Annotated in this window: 21 protein-coding genes and 5 tRNA genes; 5 read left to right on the top strand and 21 right to left on the bottom strand. The window is 31.7% G+C overall.

Annotation, left to right across the window (positions count from 1 at the left end):
• Positions 1-254 precede the first annotated feature (254 nt).
• Together modB and L8V77_RS06955 are read right to left on the bottom strand one after the other, a co-directional pair.
• Positions 255-932: a molybdate ABC transporter permease subunit gene (gene modB / locus L8V77_RS06960; RefSeq protein ID WP_263679660.1), complete on the bottom strand. Its 678-nt coding sequence runs from the start codon at positions 930-932 to the stop codon at positions 255-257.
• Positions 933-967: 35 nt separating this feature from the next.
• Positions 968-2,173: a saccharopine dehydrogenase family protein gene (locus L8V77_RS06955; protein WP_263683256.1), complete on the bottom strand. Its 1,206-nt coding sequence runs from the start codon at positions 2,171-2,173 to the stop codon at positions 968-970.
• A 142-nt stretch (positions 2,174-2,315) separates the two neighbouring features.
• Between L8V77_RS06955 and putP the strand changes: the two genes are divergently transcribed.
• The 4 genes from putP (at position 2,316) to L8V77_RS06935 (ending at position 6,771) form a co-directional block, all read left to right on the top strand.
• The gene (putP, locus tag L8V77_RS06950) at positions 2,316-3,794 is read left to right on the top strand and encodes a sodium/proline symporter PutP (protein ID WP_263707296.1); all 1,479 of its coding nucleotides are present in this window, start codon (positions 2,316-2,318) and stop codon (positions 3,792-3,794) included.
• Positions 3,795-4,775, top strand: coding sequence for a putative transporter (locus L8V77_RS06945; protein ID WP_039668130.1), 981 nt, complete (start codon positions 3,795-3,797; stop codon positions 4,773-4,775).
• A gap of 78 nt (positions 4,776-4,853) precedes the next feature.
• Entirely contained in the window at positions 4,854-6,224 is a 1,371-nt protein-coding gene (locus L8V77_RS06940; protein WP_263707295.1) for a hemolysin family protein, read from the top strand.
• A gap of 64 nt (positions 6,225-6,288) precedes the next feature.
• Positions 6,289-6,771 carry a pyridoxamine 5'-phosphate oxidase family protein gene (locus tag L8V77_RS06935; RefSeq protein ID WP_263707293.1) on the top strand — a complete coding sequence of 161 codons (483 nt, stop codon included), beginning with the start codon at positions 6,289-6,291 and terminating at the stop codon, positions 6,769-6,771.
• A 32-nt stretch (positions 6,772-6,803) separates the two neighbouring features.
• On the opposite strand, the gene fusA is transcribed toward L8V77_RS06935, so the two are convergent.
• From fusA to L8V77_RS06840, 19 genes are all read right to left on the bottom strand, one after another.
• Positions 6,804-8,879 carry an elongation factor G gene (gene fusA / locus L8V77_RS06930; protein WP_039668128.1) on the bottom strand — a complete coding sequence of 692 codons (2,076 nt, stop codon included), beginning with the start codon at positions 8,877-8,879 and terminating at the stop codon, positions 6,804-6,806.
• A gap of 12 nt (positions 8,880-8,891) precedes the next feature.
• A complete protein-coding gene (rpsG, locus tag L8V77_RS06925) occupies positions 8,892-9,362 on the bottom strand; it encodes a 30S ribosomal protein S7 (RefSeq protein WP_012661188.1) in 471 nt (156 codons plus the stop codon).
• A 67-nt stretch (positions 9,363-9,429) separates the two neighbouring features.
• Positions 9,430-9,813 carry a 30S ribosomal protein S12 gene (rpsL, locus tag L8V77_RS06920; protein WP_012661187.1) on the bottom strand — a complete coding sequence of 128 codons (384 nt, stop codon included), beginning with the start codon at positions 9,811-9,813 and terminating at the stop codon, positions 9,430-9,432.
• Between the two features lie 62 nt (positions 9,814-9,875).
• Positions 9,876-10,508, bottom strand: coding sequence for a CatA-like O-acetyltransferase (locus L8V77_RS06915; RefSeq protein ID WP_263683251.1), 633 nt, complete (start codon positions 10,506-10,508; stop codon positions 9,876-9,878).
• A gap of 42 nt (positions 10,509-10,550) precedes the next feature.
• Entirely contained in the window at positions 10,551-15,104 is a 4,554-nt protein-coding gene (gene rpoC / locus L8V77_RS06910) for a DNA-directed RNA polymerase subunit beta' (protein WP_263707292.1), read from the bottom strand.
• Positions 15,097-19,230 (bottom strand): DNA-directed RNA polymerase subunit beta, encoded by a 4,134-nt coding sequence (gene rpoB / locus L8V77_RS06905; protein WP_263707290.1) that lies wholly within the window; start codon positions 19,228-19,230, stop codon positions 15,097-15,099. Before rpoB ends, rpoC begins: the two co-directional genes overlap by 8 nt.
• Before the next feature lie 95 nt (positions 19,231-19,325).
• On the bottom strand, positions 19,326-19,703 hold the full coding sequence (rplL, locus tag L8V77_RS06900; protein ID WP_012661184.1) for a 50S ribosomal protein L7/L12: 378 nt from the start codon (positions 19,701-19,703) through the stop codon (positions 19,326-19,328).
• Between the two features lie 19 nt (positions 19,704-19,722).
• On the bottom strand, positions 19,723-20,202 hold the full coding sequence (gene rplJ / locus L8V77_RS06895; protein WP_012661183.1) for a 50S ribosomal protein L10: 480 nt from the start codon (positions 20,200-20,202) through the stop codon (positions 19,723-19,725).
• A 154-nt stretch (positions 20,203-20,356) separates the two neighbouring features.
• A complete protein-coding gene (gene rplA, locus L8V77_RS06890) occupies positions 20,357-21,058 on the bottom strand; it encodes a 50S ribosomal protein L1 (protein WP_039617747.1) in 702 nt (233 codons plus the stop codon).
• Positions 21,059-21,121: 63 nt separating this feature from the next.
• Complete coding sequence (rplK, locus tag L8V77_RS06885; protein WP_012661181.1) at positions 21,122-21,547, bottom strand: 50S ribosomal protein L11; 426 nt, start codon at positions 21,545-21,547, stop codon at positions 21,122-21,124.
• Between the two features lie 27 nt (positions 21,548-21,574).
• The gene (gene nusG / locus L8V77_RS06880) at positions 21,575-22,105 is read right to left on the bottom strand and encodes a transcription termination/antitermination protein NusG (RefSeq protein ID WP_012661180.1); all 531 of its coding nucleotides are present in this window, start codon (positions 22,103-22,105) and stop codon (positions 21,575-21,577) included.
• 4 nt (positions 22,106-22,109) lie between these two features.
• Positions 22,110-22,292 carry a preprotein translocase subunit SecE gene (gene secE, locus L8V77_RS06875; protein ID WP_263707288.1) on the bottom strand — a complete coding sequence of 61 codons (183 nt, stop codon included), beginning with the start codon at positions 22,290-22,292 and terminating at the stop codon, positions 22,110-22,112.
• Positions 22,293-22,308: 16 nt separating this feature from the next.
• Positions 22,309-22,384 (bottom strand) — tRNA-Trp (locus L8V77_RS06870).
• Positions 22,385-22,405: 21 nt separating this feature from the next.
• On the bottom strand, positions 22,406-22,564 hold the full coding sequence (rpmG, locus tag L8V77_RS06865) for a 50S ribosomal protein L33 (RefSeq protein ID WP_012661178.1): 159 nt from the start codon (positions 22,562-22,564) through the stop codon (positions 22,406-22,408).
• Positions 22,565-22,603: 39 nt separating this feature from the next.
• Complete coding sequence (gene tuf, locus L8V77_RS06860) at positions 22,604-23,803, bottom strand: elongation factor Tu (protein ID WP_039668122.1); 1,200 nt, start codon at positions 23,801-23,803, stop codon at positions 22,604-22,606.
• A 65-nt stretch (positions 23,804-23,868) separates the two neighbouring features.
• Positions 23,869-23,943, bottom strand: a tRNA-Thr gene (locus L8V77_RS06855).
• A gap of 105 nt (positions 23,944-24,048) precedes the next feature.
• A tRNA-Gly gene (locus tag L8V77_RS06850) sits at positions 24,049-24,125 on the bottom strand.
• Between the two features lie 7 nt (positions 24,126-24,132).
• Positions 24,133-24,218, bottom strand: a tRNA-Tyr gene (locus L8V77_RS06845).
• Positions 24,219-24,265: 47 nt separating this feature from the next.
• Positions 24,266-24,341, bottom strand: a tRNA-Thr gene (locus L8V77_RS06840).
• A gap of 91 nt (positions 24,342-24,432) precedes the next feature.
• On the opposite strand from L8V77_RS06840, the gene yaaA reads away from it, so the two are divergent.
• Positions 24,433-24,973, top strand: a 541-nt coding sequence (gene yaaA / locus L8V77_RS06835) for a YaaA family protein (protein WP_263707285.1), incomplete at its 3' end; no start/stop codon positions are given.

The following is a 24,973-nucleotide window of genomic DNA, read 5'->3' as shown; positions in this document are numbered from 1 at the left end:
AGGGGGGGGGATAAAAAAAGGACTGTGGATATTGGTTTATAACATGTGGTAAATTTTTAGAAAAATAGTGGGAAATGATAGAATATGAGTTATTATAAAATATGAAAAATTTCGTGTCAAATATAAAGAAAATAATATCTTAAATATAGATAATAAATAAGAAAGTAAAAGAGAATACAAACAATTAAAGATAAAACTTGATTTAGATAAATTTATACTCAAAATACTTGAAAACAATAAATGGATTAAGTATATTATCTTTTTTGTTTATTAAGAAGATTCACACTTAGTAAAACAATAAAACTAAAAATTAATAGTATGAGACTATAAATATGGGCTGTGGTAAAATCTAAATTTTCCATACTTTCATATATAGCAATACTAGCTACTTTTGTTTCTCCGCTTAAAGAACCGCCTATCATTAATACTATACCAAACTCACCCATAGTATGTGCAAAACTTATCACCAAAGCACTTAATATAGCTGGTTTAATACTAGGTAAGATTACTTTAAAAAGTGTGATGAAAGAATTTTTTCCCAAAGAAAAACTAGCTTCTATAATATTTTTAGAAATCATAGACATTGCATTATATAAAGGATTAAACATAAAAGGTAAAGAATAAATACAACTTGCTATCACTAAACCTTCAAAGGTAAAAGCTAAAGTGATATTAAAGTGTTTTTCTAAAAAATTACCCAAAAAAGAGTATTTTGAAAACAAAATCAACAAGTAAAAACCAACAACAGATGGTGGTAAAACCAAAGGTAAGGTTATTATGGTTTCTAGAATTTTTTTTGCTCTAAATTGCTTAAAAGTAAAAACCCAAGCAAGAGGTATGCAAAAACAAAACAAAATTATACAAGTAATAATAGAAAGCTTTATGGAAACTAAAAAAGGTGTCCAATCTATACTTAATAATAATTGTGTCATTATTAAAACTTTCTCAAGTCAAAAAAGACTTGAGATTACTTTCCTAAATTTGGCTCCATTTCTATAATTTTCCAAGGAAGTCCTTGAGTATTTAACTCATCCATAAAAGGTTTAGCATCAAATTCTTCCATGTTAAACACGCCTTTTCCTTGCCAAATTCCTTTAGCAATTAACTTTGTTCCTATCATTGCAGGAACTCCGGTAGTATAACTCACAGCTTGCGCTCCAGTTTCTTTAAAGCATTCTTCGTGATTGCAAACATTGTAAATATAAACTTGTCTATCTTTTCCATCTTTTACACCACGAATCACACAACCTATATTAGTATAACCTTTAGTGCGAGGGCCTAAACTAGCAGGATCAGGAAGTAGTGTTTTTAAAAATTCTATTGGTATTATTTCTTTGCCTTGATGCATAACAGGCTTAATACCTAGCATACCAACATTTTCAAGACATTTCATATGAGTTAAATAGCTTTGCCCAAAAGTCATAAAAAATCTTATTCTTTTTAAGCCTTTGATATTTTTTACTAAGCTTTCAAGCTCTTCATGATAAAGTAAATAACTATCCTTTACCCCTACTTCAGGATAATCCCACTCCATTTTTATTTCCATAGGTTCAGTTTCTATCCATTTTCCATTTTCCCAGTAACGACCTTTAGCAGAAACTTCTCTTAAGTTAATTTCAGGATTAAAATTAGTTGCAAAGGCATAGCCATGATCTCCAGCATTGCAATCTAATATATCTATATAATGAATTTCATCAAATAAATTTTGCTGCGCATAAGCGCAAAATACATTAGTAACACCTGGATCAAAACCGCTACCTAAAAGTCCTAAAATTTCTGCTTGTTTAAACTTATCATTTCTTGCCCATTGTTCTTTATATTCAAATTTAGCTAAATCAGGATGTTCATAATTTGCAGTATCTACATAGTGGATATTAGTTTGAATACACGCATCCATTAAAGTAAGATCTTGATAAGGTAAAGCCACATTTAATAAAATTTCAGCTCCTGTTTTTTTGATAAGTTCTACAACAGCAGCAGTGTCATCTGCATCTATTTGCTCAGTTTGAATTTCTACACCTAAACGCTCTTTTATAAAAGCTGCTATTTCATCACATTTACTTTTAGTTCTACTTGCTAGAGTTATTTTGCTAAAGACATCACTATTCATTGCACATTTTACAGTCGCAACACGGCTTACACCACCTGCACCTATAATCAAAAGATTTTTCATCATTTTTCCTTAAATTTTTTAGAAAATTGTAACAAAAAAACTTTATAAAGCATTGAAACAAAAAATAAAAAATAATTTTTATAATGTTTTTTTAAAATAAAACAAGTAAAATGATAGTTTTTTAAATTTTTTAAGGACACTTATGAATTTACAAAGTGTAGAACTTTCTTATCCTATTGTTATTACTTTTATTACCTATGCATTTTTAATGCTTTTTATAGGTTTTTATTTTTACAAAAAAAATCAAAACAGTAAAGATTATTTTGTTGGTAATGCCTCCATGGGGCCGGTAATATCTGCCTTAAGTGCAGGTGCTTCTGATATGAGTAGTTGGCTTTTAATGGCTTTTCCTGGTGCTTTATATGCAGCTGGCTTAGGGCAAATTTATATAGCTATAGGCTTAAGTTTTGGTATGTTTTTAAACTGGACCTTTGTTGCTAAAAGATTAAAGATTTTTTCTCAAATAGCCAAAGAATGTATTACAATTCCTGATTTTTTTGAAAGTCGCTTTCATGATGATAGACATATTTTAAGAAGCATTTGCGCAATAGTTATTTTGGTATTTTTTACTATTTACATTAGCGCTGGATTAGTAAGTGGTGCTAAGCTTTTTGAAAGTGTATTTAATTTACCTTATATTTTTGCCTTAAGCATTGGATTTTTAGTTATTGTTTTATATACTTTTTTAGGTGGCTATAAAGCCGTATGTTGGACTGATATGATACAAGGACTTTTAATGATGAGTTCATTAATCATCATTCCTTTTGTAATGATTTTTGAACTTGGTGGCTTTGGCGAAGCCTTTTCTACTATAAACGATGTAAAACCTCAAGCCTTTGGCCTAGACGGTGGTGGTTGGCTAGTCGTGGTATCAACCCTAGCATGGGGACTTGGTTATTTTGGTCAACCTCACATTTTAATTCGTTTTATCTCTATAAAAAATGTAAAAGAAATTCCTACTGCAACTTTTATAGGCATAACTTGGATGGTAATTTCTTTATTTGGTGCTGCTATGATAGGATTTTTAGGTATTGCTTATATAGCTAAATTTAATCTCACTTTAAATGACCCTGAAAGAATATTTATTGTAATGTCTCAAGTACTTTTTAATCCTTGGGTGGCAGGAATTTTACTCAGTGCTATATTGGCAGCTATTATGAGTACTGCAAGTTCTCAACTGCTAGTGTGCGCTTCTAGCTTGGTGCAAGATTTTTATACACAAATCTTAAAAAGAAAAACAAATGATAAAAATATTACTTTATTATCACGTCTAGGTGTTTTAGCTGTTGCTTGTGTAGCTTTTGTACTTTCACTTGATACGCAAAGTCAAATTTTAAGTATAGTTTCTTATGCTTGGGCTGGTTTTGGTGCAAGCTTTGGAAGTGTTATTTTATTTTCTTTATTTTATAAAAATATGAGTAAAGAAGGTGCGATAGCTGGAATGGTTAGTGGAGCTTTAACTGTTATATTTTATAAACATTTTGGTTCAAATTTTATAGCAATTTATGAAATCATTCCTGGATTTTTAGTTGCAAGTTGTTTTATTGTGATTTTTAGTATAATTTTTAAAGCAAAAAAACATACAATAAAACACTATGAAAAAATGTTAAAAGAAATTTAAATGTTTAAATCTTTTTTTTATTCAAAAAAATGGGCATTGTGGGCTTATTTGGGTTTGTTTTTTTTACTAGCTTCTTTACTTGCTCAAACTTCCATTAATGTTGCAATAAATGAATGGTATAAGGAATTTTATGATGTTTTACAAGATGCAAAAAATCATAGCATAGATGACTTTTATCATTTTATTAAACAATTTTTATATTTAGCATTACCTTATGTATTAATCGCTACTATCACACAATATTTTGGAAGTATTTATGCCTTTAAATGGCGTGAGGCTATGACTTTTGATTATATTAAATTTTGGCAAAAAAAAGATGATAACATAGAAGGTAGCTCACAAAGAATTCAAGAAGATATTTATAATTTTTCAAAAATCATAGAAAGCTTAGGATTGGCTTTTGTTAAGGCAATTATGACTTTAATTGCTTTTGTGCCAATTTTGTGGATGTTAAGTGCGCATGTTAATTTACCTATCTTGAAAGACATTAATGGATCCTTAGTATGGATTGCATTTTTGGTTTCTTTGGGAGGTCTTGTTATATCATGGTTTGTTGGCATTAAATTACCTGGTCTTGAATATAATAATCAAAAAGCTGAAGCTGCTTTTAGAAAAGAACTTGTTTTTGCTGAAGATGATAGAAAAAATTATGCGAGCGATGAAAGTATTTTAAGTTTATTTACTGGACTTAAAATCAATTATAAAAGATTATTTTTGCATTATGGGTATTTTAATATATGGCTTTATTTATTTGAGCAAATCATGGTTATAGTGCCTTTTTTAATCATGGCTCCAAGCTTGTTTTTAGGACTTATACAACTTGGAATTATCATACAAGTTGGCAATGCTTTTGATCAAGTTAGATCCTCATTTAGTATTTTTATCACCAATTGGACAACTATCACACAATTGCGTAGCATTTATAAACGTTTAGATGAATTTGAAAAAAATATTGAATATAGAAAACATAAATTAATTTAAAATATGTCGTTTATTTTAAGCTAATTTTATAGTTTTGATTTGATATAATTTTGCAAAAATTTTATTAAAGGAGTTTTTTTGGACCCCAGTCAATCTTTAGACTTAAATCAAACATTACCCGCTGTTGCCTCAATTGATGTAGGCTATTCTACTTTTATGATTCTTGTTGCATTAGCTTTAGTGCTTTTAAATGGATTTTTTGTTTTATCTGAATTTGCTATTGTTAAAGTACGTAGATCAAAACTCGAAGAAATGGTAAAAGAAAAAAAACGTAATGCAAAAAAAGCTTTAGAAGTCACTTCAAAACTAGATACTTATTTAAGTGCATGCCAACTTGGTATTACGCTAAGCTCTCTTGCTCTTGGTTGGATAGGTGAACCTGCTATTGCTAAAATTCTTGAAGTTCCTTTGGCAAATTTAGGCTTAGCTCCAGCATTAATTCATACTATAGCATTTGTTATCGCTTTTGCTATTATCACATTATTGCATGTTGTATTAGGTGAATTAGTTCCAAAGAGCGTTGCTATCGCTATTGCAGATAAAGCTGTTTTATGGGTTGCAAGACCATTACATTTGTTTTGGTTACTTTTCTTACCTTTCATTAAAACATTTGACTTTTTAGCTGCAGTTTCTTTAAAAGTTATAGGTATTAAACCTGCTAAAGAACATGAATTAAGCCACTCTGAAGAAGAAATTAAATTTATTGCAAGTGAAAGCCAAAAAGGTGGAGTTTTGGATGAATTTGAAACTGAAATCATACGTAATGCTGTTGATTTTTCAGATACAGTAGCAAAAGAAATCATGACACCTAGAAAAGATATGATATGTCTTAACAAACAAAAAAGCTATGAGGAAAATATGCAAATAGTTTGTCAGTACAAACACACACGCTTTCCATATATAGATGGTTCTAAAGATATCATTTTGGGTATGGTACACATTAGAGATATCATGCAAAACGAACTTAGCAAAGATAAGAAAAATTTAGATGATTTTTTAATCAAAATGATCTTGGTGCCAGAAAATATCAGCATATCTAAAGTCCTTTTCATGATGAATAAAGAACAAGTGCACACGGCATTAGTAGTGGATGAATATGGTGGCACAGCTGGACTTTTAACCATGGAAGATATTATGGAAGAAATCGTTGGAGATATTAACGATGAGCATGATGATTCTAGTCCACATTTTAAAAAACTTGCAGAAAACATTTATGAATTTCAAGGAAGATATGAAATTAGCGAAGTAGAAGAAATGCTTGATATACGCTTTAATGAAGAGCTAGAACAAGTCACTATAGGTGGATATGTTTTCAATCTCTTAGGACGCTTACCGGTAGTTGGAGATAGAATAGAAGATGAATTCTGCTACTATGAAGTCAAAAAGATGGATGGAAATAGTATAGAACGCATTAAAGTTGTACGCAAAAATACTGATGAAGAAGAGTGATAAACTCTTCTTTTACTTTCATACAGTCCTCAATCTTATCCATTCTAACCTACAAGGAAAATATATGCAATTACATGATGAAATTAATCAATTTATGCAAGAATGCAAAAGTATTATGATATCTTCTTTAAATTTAAACAATCAAACAATATGCTCATACGCACCTATTATAAAAATTAAAAATGACTTTTATATTTATATTAGTGAAATTGCTGAGCATTTTGAAGGAGTAAAATACAATAATAAAAACATAGAAATTATGTTTATAGAAGATGAAAAAGATTGCATGTCAATCTTTGCAAGAAAAAGACTTAAATTTAGAATAGAATGTATAGAAATAACAAGAGATAATCAACTCTTTGAGCAAGTATTAAATACTTATGAAAATGAAAACAACAAAGAAGTGATTCAAGTCATTAAAAATATGAAAGATTTTCATTTATTTCAACTTATACTGAAAAATGGAAGATATGTTAAAGGTTTTGGAAAAGCATATGAAATTAATAAAGGAGTAATTAATTTAATTAATTCAAAAGGACATAAATAATTCAAGATGAGCAATAAGCTCATCTTGATAGATTAACCGTTTCTTTTTTTGATAATTTCTTCAGAAACGTTTTTTGGAACTTCATCATAGTGATCAAATTCCATAGAATAAGTAGCACGACCTTGAGTTTGACTTCTAAGATCGGTTGAGTAACCAAACATCTCAGCCAAAGGACAAAATGCTGTAATAATTTTATTACCACCTCTTTCATCCATTGAATTTACTTGACCACGACGTTTATTTAAATCTCCAATAACATCACCCATATATTCTTCTGGAGTTTCAACTTCAACTTTCATCATAGGTTCTAAGATTACTGCACCTGCTTTTCTAGCACCTTCTTTAAAGCCCATAGAAGCTGCAAGTTTAAATGCCATTTCAGAAGAATCCACTTCGTGATAGCTTCCATCATAAACAGTTACTTTAACATCTTCAACAGGATATCCCGCTAAAACACCATTTTGTAATGCTTCTTGTATACCTTTATCAACCGCTGGAATATATTCTTTTGGAATTACCCCACCTTTGATATCATTTACAAACTCATATCCACTACCTGGCTCAAGCGGCTCAAGTCTTAAGAATACATGGCCATACTGACCACGGCCACCTGATTGTTTAGCGTATTTGTATTCTTGCTCAACTGTTTTTCTAATAGTTTCACGGTAAGCAACTTGAGGTTGACCAACTTCTGCTTCAACTTTAAACTCACGAAGCATTCTATCAACAATAATTTCTAAGTGAAGCTCACCCATACCTGAAATGATGGTTTGACCACTTTCTTCATCTGTAGAAACTCTAAAGCTTGGATCTTCTTGAGCTAATTTATTTAAAGCAATAGACATTTTTTCTTGATCTGCTTTTGTTTTAGGCTCAACAGCAACTGAAATAACAGGATCTGGAAAATCCATTCTCTCTAAAATAACTTTATCTTTTTCACTTGCTAAGGTATCACCAGTTAGTGTGTCTTTAAGACCAACAACTGCTCCAATTTCTCCTGCATATAAAGTTTTAATCTCTTCTCTTTTATTAGAGTGCATTTTTAAAAGACGACCAATTCTTTCTTTTTTATCTTTTGTTGAATTATATGCATAAGAACCGCTTTCTAAACTTCCTCTATATACACGAACGAAAGTTAATTGCCCAACAAAAGGGTCAGTCATAATTTTAAATGCAAGACCTGCAAATTCACCATCATCAGTTGATTTTACAGAAACCTCTGTACCATCTTCATACTCACCTTTGATATTAGCAACTTCATCAGGAGCTGGTAAATAAGCAACAACAGCATCAAGCAATGGTTGAACACCTTTGTTTTTAAAAGCCGTACCACAAAGCATAGGAACCATAGAAAGACTTAAGCATCCTGCTTTAATGCCTGCTTTGATTTCTTCTTGAGTAAGCTCTTCACCACCTAAATATTTTTCCATTAATTCATCGCTTGTTTCAGAAACCGCTTCTATCATTTTTACACGATATTCTTCAGCCTTTTCTTTAAGCTCAGCTGGAATTTCTTTTTCTACATAATCAGTTGGTTTGCTTTCATCTTCCCATACTAAAGCTTTCATAGTGATAAGATCAATCACACCTTTGAAATTATCTTCAGCACCAATTGGAATTTGAAGTGGAACTGGGTTGCCTTTTAAGCGATTTTTAATTTGCTCTTCTACATTAAAGAAATTTGCACCAATTCTATCCATTTTATTTACAAAAACAATTCTTGGAACACCGTATTTATTAGCTTGTCTCCAAACAGTTTCTGATTGTGGCTGAACTCCACCTACTGAACAAAATACTGCAACAGCACCATCTAAAACACGCATTGATCTTTCAACTTCGATTGTAAAGTCAACGTGGCCTGGAGTGTCTATAAGGTTAATTTGGTGATTTTTCCAAAAACAAGTTGTAGCAGCAGAAGTAATTGTAATACCTCTTTCTTTTTCTTGTTCCATCCAGTCCATTGTAGCTGCACCATCATGTACCTCGCCAATTTTATGACTCATACCTGTAAAGAAAAGAATTCTTTCACTAGTAGTTGTTTTACCAGCATCAATGTGAGCTGCAATACCTATATTTCTAACTCTTTTTAAAGGAGTACTTCTTGACATGTTTTACTCCTCTTACCAACGATAATGAGCAAATGCTTTATTAGCTTCTGCCATTTTATAAGTATCTTCTTTCTTCTTAAATGAAGCGCCTTTACTGTTAGCTGCGTCTAATAATTCAGCTGCTAATTTTTCAATCATAGTTCTTTCACTTCTTTTTCTAGCAAAAGAAATAATCCATCTTATAGCTAAAGCTTGTTGTCTAGCTGGGCGTACTTCTACTGGAACTTGATAAGTAGCACCACCAACACGACGAGATTTAACTTCTAATAAAGGCTTAATATTTTCAATAGCATCATTAAAAATTTCTATACCTTTTTTTTCTCCACCTTTTTTATCGATAGCTTCTAAAGCACCATACATAATAGTAGTAGCTGTGCTTTTTTTACCATCATACATTAAAGAATTAATGAATTTTGTGATTACTTTATTTCCATAAATCGGATCTGGCAAGACTTCTCTTACCGGAGCTTTTCTTCTTCTCATAATTTTCCTTCAAATTTATAATTTTACTCAAACAAAATCAAATCTAACGGATTTGTCTGCAATCTTATTACTTAGCTGCTGCTTTAGGGCGTTTTGCACCATATTTAGAACGAGAAACAGTTCTTTTTGCAACACCTGCAGTATCTAAGGCACCACGAACAATGTGATACTTAACACCTGGTAAGTCTTTTACCCTACCACCACGCACTAAAACGATGCTGTGTTCTTGTAGGTTGTGACCTTCACCACCGATATAACTAATAACTTCAAAGCCACTTGTAAGTCTTACTTTGGCAACTTTTCTTAACGCTGAGTTTGGTTTTTTAGGAGTTGTTGTATAAACCCTAGTACAAACTCCCCTTCTTTGTGGGCAATTTTTAAGCGCTGGTGATTTAGATTTTTCTAAAACTTTTTTGCGCTCTTTTCTAACCAATTGATTTATGGTTGGCACAGTAATTCCTTTCATTAATAAAATAATAAACTTTGGATAATATCTAAATTTTACTTATAAAATTATAAACTATTAAGGTTTTCTTGGAGTTTTTCTAAAAACAAATAAATGTGATAAGCATCATTGCTGGCATGATTAACATTAATACTAAAAGGAATGAGAATTTTTTTATTTTCTTTTATAATCTTTCCACTTGTTATAATAGGAAAGAAATACTGCTCTTTTTTTGGCAAGTGTAAAGAAAAATTCTCAAAAGCCACCCAAGGAATGGCAGAAATATTAAAAAGATTATCTATAGGCTCTTTTAAAAACATACTTTTATCGTTTTTTATTAATTGTTTATCCTCTTCATATAAAGATAAAAAATCATTTAAATTTTCTTTATAGAAAGTCCAAAGAACAGAAAAAGTTTTAGAGTCCTTATGAAAAATAGTATAAGAAGGATGGATAATATCATAACATATTAGTTGTTTGTTTTGATCTAAACTAAATTTAAAATTATCAAAAGCATTTATACTTTTACTAATAGTGTGGATAAAACAAGGGTAGAATTCATAATTATTGTTTTTAATAAAATAATAAAAAGAACTAATATCTAATTTAACAGTAATTTCAAACGAGCAAGGAATATTTTGAGTATAAAAGTTAAAATGTTCTTTTCTTTTATATTGTTCTAAATCAATTATTTTAAACATAAAATACTTAAAAAATCCTAGCAAAATTGCTAGGATTGAAAATTAATTTTGTTGTTTAAGCTTTAAATTTTGATCTCCATAAAGACCTGTACCAACAGGAATCATGCGACCTAAGATTACATTTTCTTTTAGATCTTCAAGATAGTCAAATTTACCTGCAATACTTGCTTCTGTTAAAACCTTTGTTGTTTCTTGGAATGAAGCAGCCGAAATCACACTATCACTTCCAATAGCTGCTCTTGTAACCCCAAGCAACACAGGCTCAGCTACAGCAGGTTCACCGCCATATCTTAAAATTCTTTCATTTTCTTCTCTAAATTTTCTTCTTGAAACCAAATCACCTACAATAAAGTTTGTATGACCACTATCAACAATTTTTACTTGTCTTAGCATTTGTGATACGATGATTTCAATATGCTTATCAGAAATCACAACACCTTGACCACGATAAACTTGCTGAATTTCAGAAATAAGATAATAATGCAATGCTTTTTCACCTAAAATTCTAAGCACATCATGACTTGAAATAACTCCATCGGTTAATTTTTCACCCGCATGAATAAATTCGCCATCTCTTACTTGAATGCGTTTTGATTTATCAATTAAATACTCTGCGCTACTTCCATCTTCTGCTTGGATAATGATTCTTTCTTTTGATCTTAAAGGTTTATCAAATCTAACAACCCCGTCAATTTCAGCCACAACAGCAGTATTTTTTGGCTTTCTTGCTTCAAATAATTCAGATACCCTTGGAAGACCTCCAGTAATATCTTTTGATTTAGCTGCTGCCTTTGGTGTTTTAGCTAAGATATCAGCTTGCTTAACCTTATCGCCATCGTTTACATAAATAACAGTTTTTGGTTCGAGTTGATAACGCACCACTTTATCGTTTTCACCTATGATTAACAACGCTGGACGCACTCCACTTGGTAAATACTCATTAATAACAAGTGATCTTTTACCAGTTGCTTCATCAATTTGCTCATCAGCACTATAGCCTGATTCAATATCTTCAAAGTTAATTGTACCTGCAACTTCTGCAATTACAGTATTATTATATGCATCCCATTCAGCAATGATAGTTTTATCTTCTTTGCTTGATTTTGCTATGATAGTTTTAGGATTATCCACAAAAGTACTATCATCAAATTCAATCACAGAATCTCTTGGTATATAGTGTCTTTTTGCTTCTCTATCATTTTCATCAGCAATAACAACAAAAACACCTTTTTCTTTAACTACATCACCTTTTTTAAGATTTCTAATTCTATCTAAACCATCCCCTTTAAGCATATAAAACTTCAAGGTACCTTTTGCACCAGCTACAATATCTTGAGTGATAGGATCGCCATCTTTTACTAGCAATTCACTTGCATAAGGGATACGGTTTGGTATATTCCAACCCTCTTTGATTACTTCTACAATACTTTCATTTTCAGCTACTTCAGCACCATCGCTATATGGAATATATAATTTACCTTCAATATTACCACTTACACCGGCAAGCTCATTAGCTTTTGCTAAGTCATACTTTCTTAATATAAATTTAGCTTCATTGTTTTTTGCTTTAACGCTAACCACCACATCCTCATATGCATGCTCAATATGGATAGTTCCTTTAAATGGAGCTTTGATTTTTGGCTCCGCAAGTAAAATAGCAGCATTGCGGTGATTGGCCACTATAGTTTTACCTTGTCTATCTTCATAGGTATTAAGATTATAAAATCTTACAAAACCTTCTTTATGCGCTACCACTTGACGATCTTGTAAATCTGTACTAGCAGTACCACCGCTGTGGAAAGTTCTTAGTGTAAGCTGCGTTCCCGGCTCACCGATTGATTGAGCAGATATAATACCTACAGCCTCACCTGGTTTAACTAATTTTCCTTCGCCTAGATTAATACCATAACATTTAGAACAAACTCCTTTTTTAGCTTTACAAGTAATAGGAGTTCTAATGCTTACACTCTTTACTCCACTTTCAACAATAATTCTAGCTTTTTCCTCATCTACTAAAGTACCTTCTGAGAATAAAATCTCATTAGTAATAGAGTCAATAATATTTTCAGCTAAAACTCTTCCTAAAATTCTTTCTTCTAAGGTTTCAATCACAACACCATCTGCGGTAATTTCATTAATCTCAACACCCTCATGTGCACCACAATCTTCCATTGTAACTTTTACATTTTGCGCCACATCGATAAGTTTTCTTGTCAAATAACCTGCATTTGCTGTTTTCAACGCTGTATCTGCAAGACCTTTTCTAGCACCGTGGGTTGAAATGAAATATTCAAGAACGTTTAGTCCTTCACGGAAGTTCGAAATGATCGGTGTTTCAATAATAGAACCATCAGGTTTAGCCATAAGACCCCTCATCGCAGCAAGCTGTGAAATTTGAGCTGCTGAACCCCTAGCACCAGAATCTGCCATCATATAAATAGAGTTAAATCCTTCTTTGTCTTTTTTAATCAACTCCATCATATCTTTTGATAAGACATTATTAGTGCTTTTCCAAATATCAATAATCTTGTTATATCTTTCGCCTGAAGTAATCAAACCTAAATTATATGAATTTTGGATTTCTCTTACTTGTTTTTTAGCTTCTTCTATACTTTTTTGCTTTTGATCAGGCACAATAATATCAGCAATTGAAATAGAAATACCCGCTTTTGTTGCATATTCAAAACCAAGATCTTTTAATTTATCTAAAAAGCTAGCACTTACTTCAAGACCGCCTTCTTTATAAACATAATCAACCAAAGCTGCAATATCTTTTTTCTTCATGACTTTATTCCACATATTTTCAGGAACAAAATCAGGTAAGATAGACTTAATGATTAATCTTCCCGCAGTTGTTGTGATTTTTCTTCCATCAACTACGCTTCTAATACTTGCATGAATATCTAAAGATTTTGCTTCTAGAGCAATCATAACCTCTTCAATACCTGTACAAATTTTATGCTCACCCTTAGCACCATCTTTTTCTAAAGATAGATAATAAATCCCCAAAACCATATCTTGAGAAGGTACAGTCACAGAACGACCACTTGCTGGAAGCAAGATATTCATAGATGAAAGCATTAATACTTTACACTCAGCTATTGCTTCTTGAGATAAAGGTACATGTACAGCCATTTGGTCCCCGTCAAAGTCAGCATTAAATGCTGCACACACCAATGGATGAAGTTGAATTGCCTTACCCTCTACAAGCACAGGATGGAAAGCTTGGATGGAAAGCTTATGTAAGGTTGGTGCACGATTAAGCATTACAGGATGACCTTTAACAACCTCTTCTAAACACTCCCAAACTTCATTGGTTTTATTTTCAATCATTTTTTTAGCTTGTTTTACAGTAGTTGCATAACCTTTTTCTTCAAGCTTAGCTAACAAATGTGGTTTAAATAATTCTAAAGCCATTTTTTTAGGCAAGCCGCATTGATCCATTCTAAGTTTTGGCCCAACAACAATAACACTACGACCTGAAAAATCCACTCTTTTACCAAGTAGATTTTGTCTGAAACGACCTTGTTTTCCTTTGATGATTTCACTTAAAGATTTTAATGGACGTTTATTTGCACCTTTAACTGCATTTGCTCTTCTACCATTATCAAATAAAGCATCGACTGCTTCTTGAAGCATTCTTTTTTCATTTCTAATGATAATTTCAGGTGCATCAAGCTCCATAAGTCTTTTTAAACGTGTATTTCTATTAATAACTCTTCTATATAAATCATTCACATCAGAAACTGCAAATTTTCCACCATCTAAAGCTACCAAAGGTCTTAAATCAGGTGGTAACACAGGTAAATTTGTAATCATCATCCATTCAGGACGATTTGGAACTACTTCATCACTATTTGTATTAGTATTTAAATTACTATTTAAGAAATTTTCCACCACTTTTAAGCGTTTGATGATAGTTTTTTTCTTTGCTTCTGAATTAGTTGCTGCAATATCTTCTTTTAATTTATTTAAAAGCTCAACAAGATCTAAATTTGCTAGCAAATCTCTAACAACTTCACCACCCATTCTAGCTTTAAAACCACTGCTTTCGTAGCGCTGCATTAAATTTAAATACTGCTCTTCATTTAATACATCGCAAAATTCAACTTTTTTAGTATTTTCATTATCATAGTATGCATCACCTGGATTTTCTACTATATATGCTTCATAATACAATACGCGCTCTAAATCTTTCATCTTTACGCCAAGTAAAGTACCGATACGACTTGGCAAAGAATTTACATACCATATATGTGCTACTGGTGTAACTAATTCAATATGCCCCATTCTTGAACGGCGTACTTTAGAACTAGTAACTTCAACACCACATTTTTCACACTTAATACCTTTAAAACGCATTTTTTTATACTTACCACAAAGACATTCATAATCTCTTACTGGTCCAAAAATTTTAGCGCAAAAAAGCCCGTCTCTTTCAGGCTTTAAAGTTCTATAATTAATTGTTTCTGGTTTTTTTACTTCACCATAAGACCATGATTTGATTTTTTCAGGACTTGCAAGTCTTAATTGAAAAGCTTCAAAGTCTCTAGGTCTACCATCTTCTTTTATTTCGATAGGTTTAAATTTACTCATTATTCTCATCCTTATCAAAAATCTCAACATCTAAAGCAAGAGATTTTAATTCATTTGTAAGTACAAAGAATGTCTCTGGAATACCTGTTGCTGGAACATTCTCACCTTTTGTTAAAGCTTTATAAGCACTAAATCTACCTTCAACATCATCAGATTTTATGGTTAACATTTCCCTTAAAGTATGAGCTGCTCCATAAGCTTCAAGAGCCCAAACCTCCATCTCACCAAATCTTTGTCCACCAAATAAAGCCTTACCACCAACTGGTTGTTGTGTTACAAGACTATAAGGTCCAGTACTTCTTGCGTGAACTTTTTCATCTACTAAGTGGTGTAATTTAAGCATATACATACATCCAACATGTACACGCTCTGCCATTTTTTCGCCAGTTCTTCCATCATAAAGTTCGCTTTTTCCATCCATGGCTATTTTAGCCATTTCAAAAAGTCTACCAAATTCTTCAACCGTTACGCCTTCAAATACAGGAGTAGCAAATTTCACTCCTTTAGCCCAATCTCTAGCATAAGAAATAAGCTGTTCATCATTTAAAGTTTGCACAAATTTCTTTTCTAATTCAAGTCTAGATACACTACAAATTTCAAGAATTTTTTCACGTAATTCTTTTACAAAATCTTTTTGTTTTCTATCAAAAATTTCTTGAATTTGATCACCTAGTCTCATACCAACAATCCCCAAGTGACTTTCAAGAATTTGTCCTATGTTCATACGGCTTGGAACCCCTAGAGGATTTAATGCTATATCAATAGGTCTTCCATCAGGTAAATATGGCATATCAACTTCTGGAACAATATTAGATACAATACCTTTATTTCCATGGCGCCCTGCCATTTTATCCCCAACTTTCAATTTTCTCTTAGTCGCGATATATACTTTAACAAGTTTTACTACCCCACTTGGTAAAATATCATCTTTTTCTAAAATTTCTAATTTTTCATCATGCTCTGTTTTAAGTTTTTTCTTCTCATTTTGGAAATGATTTTTTAAATCATCATATTCTTTTTGCACTTCTTTAGAATAAGCTTTAACTAAAGAATTTAATGCAAAACGATTGATTTTTTCTAATTCCGTAATTTCTACTTTAGAGCCTTTTTTATATTTAACACCATTTATTTCTTCATCTGAATTTAAAGCTGATTTAGAAAGTAAAGAACATACTCTTAAAGTTTCTTCTCTATCCATCATTAAAAGTCTATCATGGTGTTCTTTTTCAAGATTTAATTTTTCATCATCATAAGCTTTTATAGCGCGTGCATCTTTTTCATAACCTTTTTTAGTAAAGATTTTTACATCTACAACAACACCTTCTAATGAGGCGGTTGCATATAAAGATTTATTTACAACATGTCCAGCTTTTTCACCAAAAATAGCTCTTAATAATCTTTCTTCAGGTGTAGGTTTTACTTCACCCTTAGGTGAAACTTTACCTACCAAAATCATACCAGGCTTTATATGAGTTCCTATTTTAGCGATACCACTCTCATCAAGATGCGCTAAATCTTCTTCTTTTACATTTGGAATATCTTTTGTAATTTCTTCTACACCATCTTTAAGCTCTCTAGCCTCTACTTCTTTTTCATAAATATGAACACTAGTAAAAGTATCTTCACGTAAAATTTTCTCACTAATTACAATAGCATCTTCATAGTTATACCCATGCCATGGCATAAATGCGATTAAGGCATTCTTACCAATAGCAAGTTCGCCTTGATCCATACTTGGGCCATCTGCAATGATTTGACCTGCTTGAACAAATTCTCCTTTTTTAACAATTGGATGCTGTGTAAAAGTTGTATTTTGATTTGTTCTTAGATTTTTTTCCATTTTGTAATGATCTATAAATGGACCATTTTCATCTTCGCCCAAAATAAAAATATTTTTATTGTCAACTTTTTCTACAATTCCTGCTCTTTTAGCTTTAATAGCCTCCCAAGCATCACGAGCAATGATTTTTTCCATACCAGTACCTACTATAGGTGCTTGTGCGGTTAGTAAAGGCACTGCTTGACGTTGCATGTTTGAACCCATCAGGGCTCTGTTTGCATCATCATGCTCTAAGAATGGGATTAATGACGCTGCAACCCCTACTATCATACCTGAACAAAGGTCAATCAAATGTACTTCTTCTCTTCTTGCTAGGATTGTTTCACCATCTTGTCTTGCTTCAACAAATTCCTCAACAATATTACCTTTTTCATCAATTTTAGTTGAAGCTGCTGCAATCACCAAGCCCTCTTCTTGAGTAGCAGTCAAGTAAACAATTTCATTACTTACTTTTCCATTTTCTACTTTCTTATAAGGTGCTTCAACAAAGCCTAGATCATTTACTTTAGCATAAGTTGAAAGTGTATTAATTAATCCGATGTTTTGACCTTCTGGAGTTTCAACAGGACAAATTCTTCCATAATGTGTTGCATGAACATCACGTACTTCAAAACCTGCTCTTTCTTTTACTAAACCACCTTCACCAAGTGCTGATAAACGACGTTTATGAGTCACTTCACTCAATGGGTTTGTTTGATCCATAAATTGAGATAATTGACCGCCAGTAAAAAATTCCATAATTGTTACAGTAATTGTCTTAGGATTAATCAAATCATAAGGCATTACTTTATCAATATCTGTATTTAAAGCCGTAAATTTATCTCTGATTGATTTTTGCATTTTAGCAAGACCTACATGAAGTTCATTAGCTAAAAGTTCTCCTATTGATCTTATACGACGATTACCTAAATGGTCTCTATCATCAATATGACCTCTTCCATTTTTTACTTTAATTAAATATTTTGCAGTTTTTACTATATCTTCATTAGTTAAAACCGTAACATATTCAGGCGTATCTAAGCCTAATTTATGATTCATTTTCATACGACCAACTTTTGTTAGATCATATCTTTCAGGATTGAAAAATAAATCATTTACAAAAGCTTTTGCAGCATCTTTTACTACTGGTTCGCCTGGTCTCATTACTTTATAAATTCTAATAGCTGCTAAATCATTCTCATCATCTATATTCTCGGTTTGTTTTAATAATTTTAAAGTTTCATTATCTTGAATGAAAGAATTAATAATAGCAGCATCTACTCCATTGGCTAAGTCATTAGCAATATCAAACTGTTTTTCCTCTTTAATTTTTGCTAGTTTTCCCTCATCTAATAGCGTTAAAGAATCAAATAAAACCTCACCAGTTTCTTTATTAATAATAGGATTAGCTAAATATCTATTTGTTAAAATTTCAACTGGATATTCAACCCATTTAACCCCATCTTTTACAAGCTGTTCAGCCTTTTTCTTTGTCATTCTTTTACCAGCTTGATGAATTACATTGCCTTTTTCATCTTTCAAGTCATACTCAACTCTATCTAAAAAGTCATTTGGATTAAATTCAGTTAAGAATTTATCTTTTTTAACATGAATAGTTTGTATAGGGTAAAATAATTTTATAATGTCTTGTTTTTTATAACCAAGTGCTCTAAATAAAATTGTAATAGGCACTTTTCTTCTTTTATTAATACGCACATAAAGCACATCTTTAGCATCATATTCAAAATAAAGCCAAGAACCACGATCTGGTATAATTTGGGCTGTATATACTAATTTATTTGCAACAGTAGAACTTTCTTCTTCTTTAAATATAACACCCGGACTTCTATGAAGTTGATTTACTACAACCCTTTCAACTCCGTTAATTATGAAAGAAATTCTATCTGTCATTAAAGGGATTTCTCTAATATAAATTTCTTGTTCTTTAATATCTTTTATACCAATTTTTTCACCCGTTTTTTCATCTTTTTCATGTAAAGTTAAACGGATTTTCATTTTTAAATTTACAGAATAAGTCAAACCTCTTTCCATACACTCTCTAATAGTGTACTTAGGTTTACCTACTTCACTACTTACATATTCTAAACTTAATCTATTTTGTGGATCATGAATTGGAAAAATAGATTTAAATACTTTTTCAATTCCACTTTCTGAATTTTTAGCATCTATGTTTAAAAAATAATCAAAACTTTTCTTTTGTAATTGTAATAAATTTGGAATGTCTATTTGTTGTGGAACATTCGAGAAGTCTATTCTTAAACGATTTCCTGATTGTGAATTTAACATATTATTATACCCCATGGCAAAAGTATTGAAAGAAAGAATCCTAATTAAAGGAAAACAAGAAAGGATATAAAATCCTTTCTTTTAAAACAAAAAAATTATTTAAGCTCAACCTTAGCGCCAGCTTCTTCAAGTTGTTTTTTAGCTTCTTCAGCTTCAGCTTTGCTAACACCTTCTTTAAGAACTGATGGAGTTTGTTCAACAGCATCTTTTGCTTCTTTTAGTCCAAGACCAGTTAAAGCACGAACAACTTTAATTACATTGATTTTTTTATCGCCACCATCTTGTAATACGATGTCAAATTCAGTTTTTTCTTCAGCAGCACCGCCAGCAGCACCTGCAACAGCAGCACCTGCAACCATAACTGGAGCAGCAGAAACACCAAATTTTTCTTCAAATTCTTTTACTAATTCTGAAAGTTCAAGAACACTTAGGTTAGAAATAAATTCTAATACATCTTCTTTAGTAATTGCCATTTTTTATCCTTTTTAAATTTTATTCAGCTTCTTTTTTTTCTTTTAATGCATTTAATCCAATTGTAAAATTGGTGATTGGCGCATTCCAAACTTGCAAAAGCATAGCAAGCAATTCATTGCGAGAAGGCATTTTAGCTAAAGCTTTAACTTTATCTACTGAAGCAACTTCACCATCAATAAATGCGGTTTTGATTTCAAATGTTTGATTAGCTTCGCTAAATTTATCAGCAACTTTTGAAACATTTAATTGGTCTTCACCCCAAAGATAAATATTTGTATCTTTAAGTTCCATTCCATCTTTGCCGGCATTTTTAAGAGCAATACTTGCTAAAGTATTTTTAATAATTTGAACTTTAACATCCATTTCTCTCGCATTATTTCTTAACTCTTCAAGTTTTTTAGTGTTTAAACCTTTGTAGTTACAAACTACAACAGCTTCACTAGCCTTAAAACCCTCTTCAAGCTTAGAAACAAGTTCAATTTTTTGGCTTTTAGTCATCTTTACTCCTTTCCGACCGGTGATTTCAAGCAGAGCAGAAAATCTAATTAAGTCCTAAGACCTCGGCTATCTCCAATCTAAGATAAAAATTAGATAAGATAAAAGTTATTATCTTATCTAATTTTTATTAATGAGAGAAAAACTCTCATTAATTTTATTTTGTATCAAGTAATTCTTGAGTATCAAGAGAAAGAGAAGGACTCATAGTCAAAGAAAGACTAGCATTTTTAATATATCTTCCTTTTGCAGCAGCTGGTTTATGTTTATTAATAGCTTTTACGAATGCTGTCATATTTTCTTTTAATTGTTCTTGAGTAAAACTAACTTTACCCAAACCTGCATGGATGTTTCCTTGTTTATCAACACGGAAATTAACTTGTCCATTTTTAGCATTATTAACAGCTTGAGCAACATCCATTGTTACTGTACCTGTTTTAGGATTTGGCATCAAACCTTTAGGTCCTAAAATACGACCTACTTTACCTACTAGACCCATTAAATTTGGTGTAGCAATTAAAACATCAAAATTCATATTACCTTTTTGAATTTCTTCTACTAAATCATCGCTACCAACTATATCAGCACCTGCATTTTTTGCTTCATCAGCTTTTGCATCTTTTGCAATAACAGCAACACGAACTTTTTTACCTGTACCGCAAGGTAAAACAACACTACCTCTTACCATTTGATCTGCATGTCTTGGATCAACATTTAATTTTAAAGCAATTTCAACTGTTTCATCAAATTTAGCAGAAGCAAGAGTTTTTACTGTGCTTATTGCTTCATCCATTAAATAGTTTTTATTTGAATCTATTTTTTTTAATAATTCTGTAAATCTTTTAGTATTTTTAGACATCAATTTTCTCCGCATTTTATATAAAGTGCTACCGCCTTTTTAAACTCTTGGCGGTAAAGAGTATTAATCTACGATTTCAACACCCATAGAACGAGCAGAACCCATGATAATTTTAGCAGCTTGCTCTCTATCTTTTGTATTCATATCAGCGATTTTTTTATCTACAATTTCTAAAACTTGTGCTTTAGTTAATTTACCTACTTTATTTTTTAAAGGGTTATCCGCACCTTTAGAAATACCTGCAGCTTTTTTAATTAAATCTGTAGCTGGTGGTTGTTTTGTTATAAATGTAAAGCTTTTATCTGCATAAACAGTAATAACAACTGGAATATTAAAACCAGCCATATCTTTTGTTCTTTCATTAAATGCCTTACAAAATTCCATAATATTAACACCTTGTTGACCTAAAGCAGGACCAACTGGAGGTGATGGATTAGCCTTAGTAGCAGCTATTTGTAATTTAATTTCTCCTACGACTTTTTTAGCCATAACCTTTCTCCTTTACTTACTATATAATCAAACTATTTTTTCAACTTGAGAGTATAAGATTTCTACTGGAGTTGATCTACCAAATATAGAAACATTTAACTTTAAAACGCCTCTAACCATATCATATTCCTCTACAATACCAACAAAGTTTGCAAAAGGACCTTCAGTTATTCTTACACTTTCTTCTTTATCAAATGAAATTTTAGGCTTAGGTGCTGCTTTATTTTTCACCTTTTCTAAAATAAGATTGATATCTTTTTCACTTAATGGGGTTGGTTTTTTACTTTCACCTATAAAACGACCAACCTTTGGTAAAGACTGAATTTTATGCCAAAGCTCTGTTGATAAGTCTATATTAGCAAATACATAGCCTGAATATAAACTTCTTTCGCTTATTTTTTCTTTACCATTTTTAAATTCAATCACATCTTCAGTTGGAACAATTACTTCTAATAATTGCTCTTGAATTCCATGATCTCTAACTAAATTTTCTATGGCTCTTTTTACAGCCATCTCACTACCTGCATAAGTTTGAATTGCATACCATTTATGATTCATTTTTCTATCCTATAATCTTAGATAATGAAAATGACATAATCAAATCAACTAATGCTAAAAATAATGAAACAACAGTAACAACTACAAAAACTGTAATATAAGCATTTCTAACTTGCTCTTTCAAAGGCCAAATTACTTTTTCTAATTCAGCTTTTGACAATTTAAAATAAGTTATTAGTTTTTCCATATTTTACCTTATTTTGTGGCAGGGCAAGAGGGATTCGAACCCCCAACCATCGGATTTGGAATCCGGCGCTCTACCGTTGGAGCTATTGCCCTAAGGGCTTTTTTATAAAAGCCTTAACTTTTTAATTTAACTTCTTTATGAATTGTATGTTTTTTCAATCTTGGGCAATATTTTTTTAATTCTAACTTTTCAGTTGTATTTTTACTATTTTTAAAAGTGCTATAATTAATATCACCGCACTCTTCACATTTTAAACCAACTTTAATTCTCATTTTTATTCCTTAAAAAGCGAGATTAAATCTCGCTTATAATTATTTAATAATTTTAGAAACAACACCTGAACCAACAGTACGGCCACCTTCACGGATAGCAAAACGAGTACCTTCTTCAAGTGCAACTGGTGCAATAAGACTTACAGTAATTCTAACATTATCGCCCGGCATAACCATTTCAACGCCTTCTGCAAGTTGGATAGAACCAGTAACATCAGTTGTTCTTACATAAAATTGTGGTCTATAGTTATTAAAGAATGGAGTATGGCGTCCACCTTCATCTTTATTTAAAATATAAACTTCTGCTTCAAAATCAGTGTGAGGAGTGATTGATTTAGGTTTAGCAAGAACCATACCACGAAGAACATCTTCTTTTTTAGTTCCACGAAGAAGAACACCAACGTTATCTCCCGCTTCACCTTGATCCATTTCTTTTCTAAACATTTCAACACCAGTTACTGTAGTGCTTTGTGTTTCTCTAATACCAACGATTTCAATAGTATCACCAACTTTAACAATACCTTTTTCAATTCTACCAGTAACAACTGTACCACGGCCTGAAATTGAGAATACATCTTCGATAGGCATTAAGAAATCTTTATCTGTATCACGAGCTGGAGTTGGAATATACTCATCAACTGCTGCCATAAGATCTAAGATTTTTTTAGACCATTCACCATCTTGTCCAGCTTTTGCTTCTTCAAGAGCTTGTAAAGCTGAACCTGAAATAATCGGAGTATCATCTCCTGGGAAATCATAAGAGCTTAATAATTCTCTAATTTCCATTTCAACTAATTCTAATAACTCAGCATCATCAACCATATCAGCTTTGTTCATGAAAACAACAATATATGGTACACCTACTTGACGAGAAAGCAAGATGTGCTCTCTAGTTTGTGGCATTGGGCCGTCTGCTGCAGAAACAACAAGAATAGCACCGTCCATTTGAGCAGCACCAGTAATCATGTTTTTAACATAGTCAGCGTGACCTGGGCAGTCTACGTGAGCATAGTGACGATTTTCTGTTTCATACTCAATGTGAGAAGTAGCAATAGTAATACCACGCTCTTTTTCTTCAGGAGCGTTATCGATATTATCATAATCTTTAAGCTCAGCCAAACCTCTTCTTGAAAGAACAGCAGAGATAGCAGCTGTTAAAGTAGTTTTACCGTGGTCAACGTGACCAATAGTACCAATATTTACGTGAGGCTTATTACGTGAAAATTTTTCTTTAGCCATCTTTTTCCTCCATATAAAATTTACAAACAAATACTAATTTATGTTTTATAATCTTTTGAAATCAATGGAGCTCATAGCGGGACTTGAACCCGCGACCTCTCCCTTACCAAGGGAGTGCTCTACCTCTGAGCCATACGAGCGCTCAGAAAAATTAAAAACATAAACTATAAAATTTTGGAAATTTGAAACTGCTAGAAATTCTGAATTTAAAAACAGCTCCCAGTTTCACTCTACCAAAATCAGGTTGGAGCGGGAAACGGGACTCGAACCCGCGACCCTCAGCTTGGAAGGCTGATGCTCTAGCCAACTGAGCTACTCCCGCAAAGCAATGGTGGTGAGTCGTGGATTCGAACCACGGAAGGCGAAAGCCAGCAGATTTACAGTCTGCCCTCGTTGGCCACTTGAGTAACTCACCATGAATAATAATGCTTTTTATTTCTGGTCAAACACTGCTATTAACAATGGAGCTGGTTAAGGGACTTGAACCCCCGACCTGCTGCTTACAAGGCAGCTGCTCTACCAACTGAGCTAAACCAGCAAAAAATAAAGTTGAATTATAATGTAATTTTGAATTAATGTCAAGTGTTTTAAATAATTTTGTATAATTTTTAAAAAATAAAGGATTTATTATGAAAATTTTATTTTCACCTAGTGAGGGAAAAAGTAAAATAAATACACATAGTTGTTTAAATGAAAAATCATTCATATTTAACAAGTTAGACAATAAAAGACTTGAAGTAATTTCTAAATACAAAAAATTTATTAAAGAATGTGATGAAAATGTTCTTGAAAAATTTTTTGGTATCAAAGACAAAGATGAACTATATAATCTTAGCCAAGATATATTAAAAAAAGATACAACTAAAGCGGTTCAAAGATACAATGGTGTCGCTTTTGAATATTTAGATTATGAGAGTTTAGATGCAATAGCTAAAAAATATATAGATGAAAATGTATTAATATTTTCAAATCTTTTTGGTCCTATTTTAGCAAAAGATTTAATACCTTATTATAAATTAAAACAAGGAGAGAAAATCAAAGATTTTAATATAGAAAAATTTTATAAAGAAAATTTTTCCAGTGAGATTGATGATTTTTTAGAAAATGAATTAATAATCGATCTTAGAGCCAAATTTTATGAAAAATTTTACACCATTAAACAACCCTTTG

Origin of the sequence: Campylobacter sp. IFREMER_LSEM_CL2127 (assembly GCF_025771745.1) — a bacterium.
Taxonomy (GTDB): Bacteria; Campylobacterota; Campylobacteria; order Campylobacterales; family Campylobacteraceae; genus Campylobacter_D.
Note: the sequence above shows the minus strand (reverse complement) of the source record. Positions and strands in the feature narration are given on the sequence as shown.

Excerpts from the sequence above, each read along its gene's own strand:
- fusA (WP_039668128.1), bottom strand. The coding sequence starts at position 8,879 with ATGTCAAGAAGTACTCCTTTAAAAAGAGTTAGAAATATAGGTATTGCA.
- secE (WP_263707288.1), bottom strand. The coding sequence starts at position 22,292 with ATGGAAAAACTAATAACTTATTTTAAATTGTCAAAAGCTGAATTAGAA.
- rpoC (WP_263707292.1), bottom strand. The coding sequence starts at position 15,104 with ATGAGTAAATTTAAACCTATCGAAATAAAAGAAGATGGTAGACCTAGA.
- modB (WP_263679660.1), bottom strand. The coding sequence starts at position 932 with ATGACACAATTATTATTAAGTATAGATTGGACACCTTTTTTAGTTTCC.
- nusG (WP_012661180.1), bottom strand. The coding sequence starts at position 22,105 with ATGAATCATAAATGGTATGCAATTCAAACTTATGCAGGTAGTGAGATG.
- rpoB (WP_263707290.1), bottom strand. The coding sequence starts at position 19,230 with ATGTTAAATTCACAATCAGGAAATCGTTTAAGAATAGACTTCTCGAAT.
- L8V77_RS06945 (WP_039668130.1), top strand. The coding sequence starts at position 3,795 with ATGTTTAAATCTTTTTTTTATTCAAAAAAATGGGCATTGTGGGCTTAT.
- rpmG (WP_012661178.1), bottom strand. The coding sequence starts at position 22,564 with ATGAGAATTAAAGTTGGTTTAAAATGTGAAGAGTGCGGTGATATTAAT.
- L8V77_RS06955 (WP_263683256.1), bottom strand. The coding sequence starts at position 2,173 with ATGAAAAATCTTTTGATTATAGGTGCAGGTGGTGTAAGCCGTGTTGCG.
- putP (WP_263707296.1), top strand. The coding sequence starts at position 2,316 with ATGAATTTACAAAGTGTAGAACTTTCTTATCCTATTGTTATTACTTTT.
- rplL (WP_012661184.1), bottom strand. The coding sequence starts at position 19,703 with ATGGCAATTACTAAAGAAGATGTATTAGAATTTATTTCTAACCTAAGT.
- tuf (WP_039668122.1), bottom strand. The coding sequence starts at position 23,803 with ATGGCTAAAGAAAAATTTTCACGTAATAAGCCTCACGTAAATATTGGT.
- rpsG (WP_012661188.1), bottom strand. The coding sequence starts at position 9,362 with ATGAGAAGAAGAAAAGCTCCGGTAAGAGAAGTCTTGCCAGATCCGATT.
- L8V77_RS06935 (WP_263707293.1), top strand. The coding sequence starts at position 6,289 with ATGCAATTACATGATGAAATTAATCAATTTATGCAAGAATGCAAAAGT.
- L8V77_RS06915 (WP_263683251.1), bottom strand. The coding sequence starts at position 10,508 with ATGTTTAAAATAATTGATTTAGAACAATATAAAAGAAAAGAACATTTT.
- rplK (WP_012661181.1), bottom strand. The coding sequence starts at position 21,547 with ATGGCTAAAAAAGTCGTAGGAGAAATTAAATTACAAATAGCTGCTACT.
- rplJ (WP_012661183.1), bottom strand. The coding sequence starts at position 20,202 with ATGACTAAAAGCCAAAAAATTGAACTTGTTTCTAAGCTTGAAGAGGGT.
- rplA (WP_039617747.1), bottom strand. The coding sequence starts at position 21,058 with ATGTCTAAAAATACTAAAAGATTTACAGAATTATTAAAAAAAATAGAT.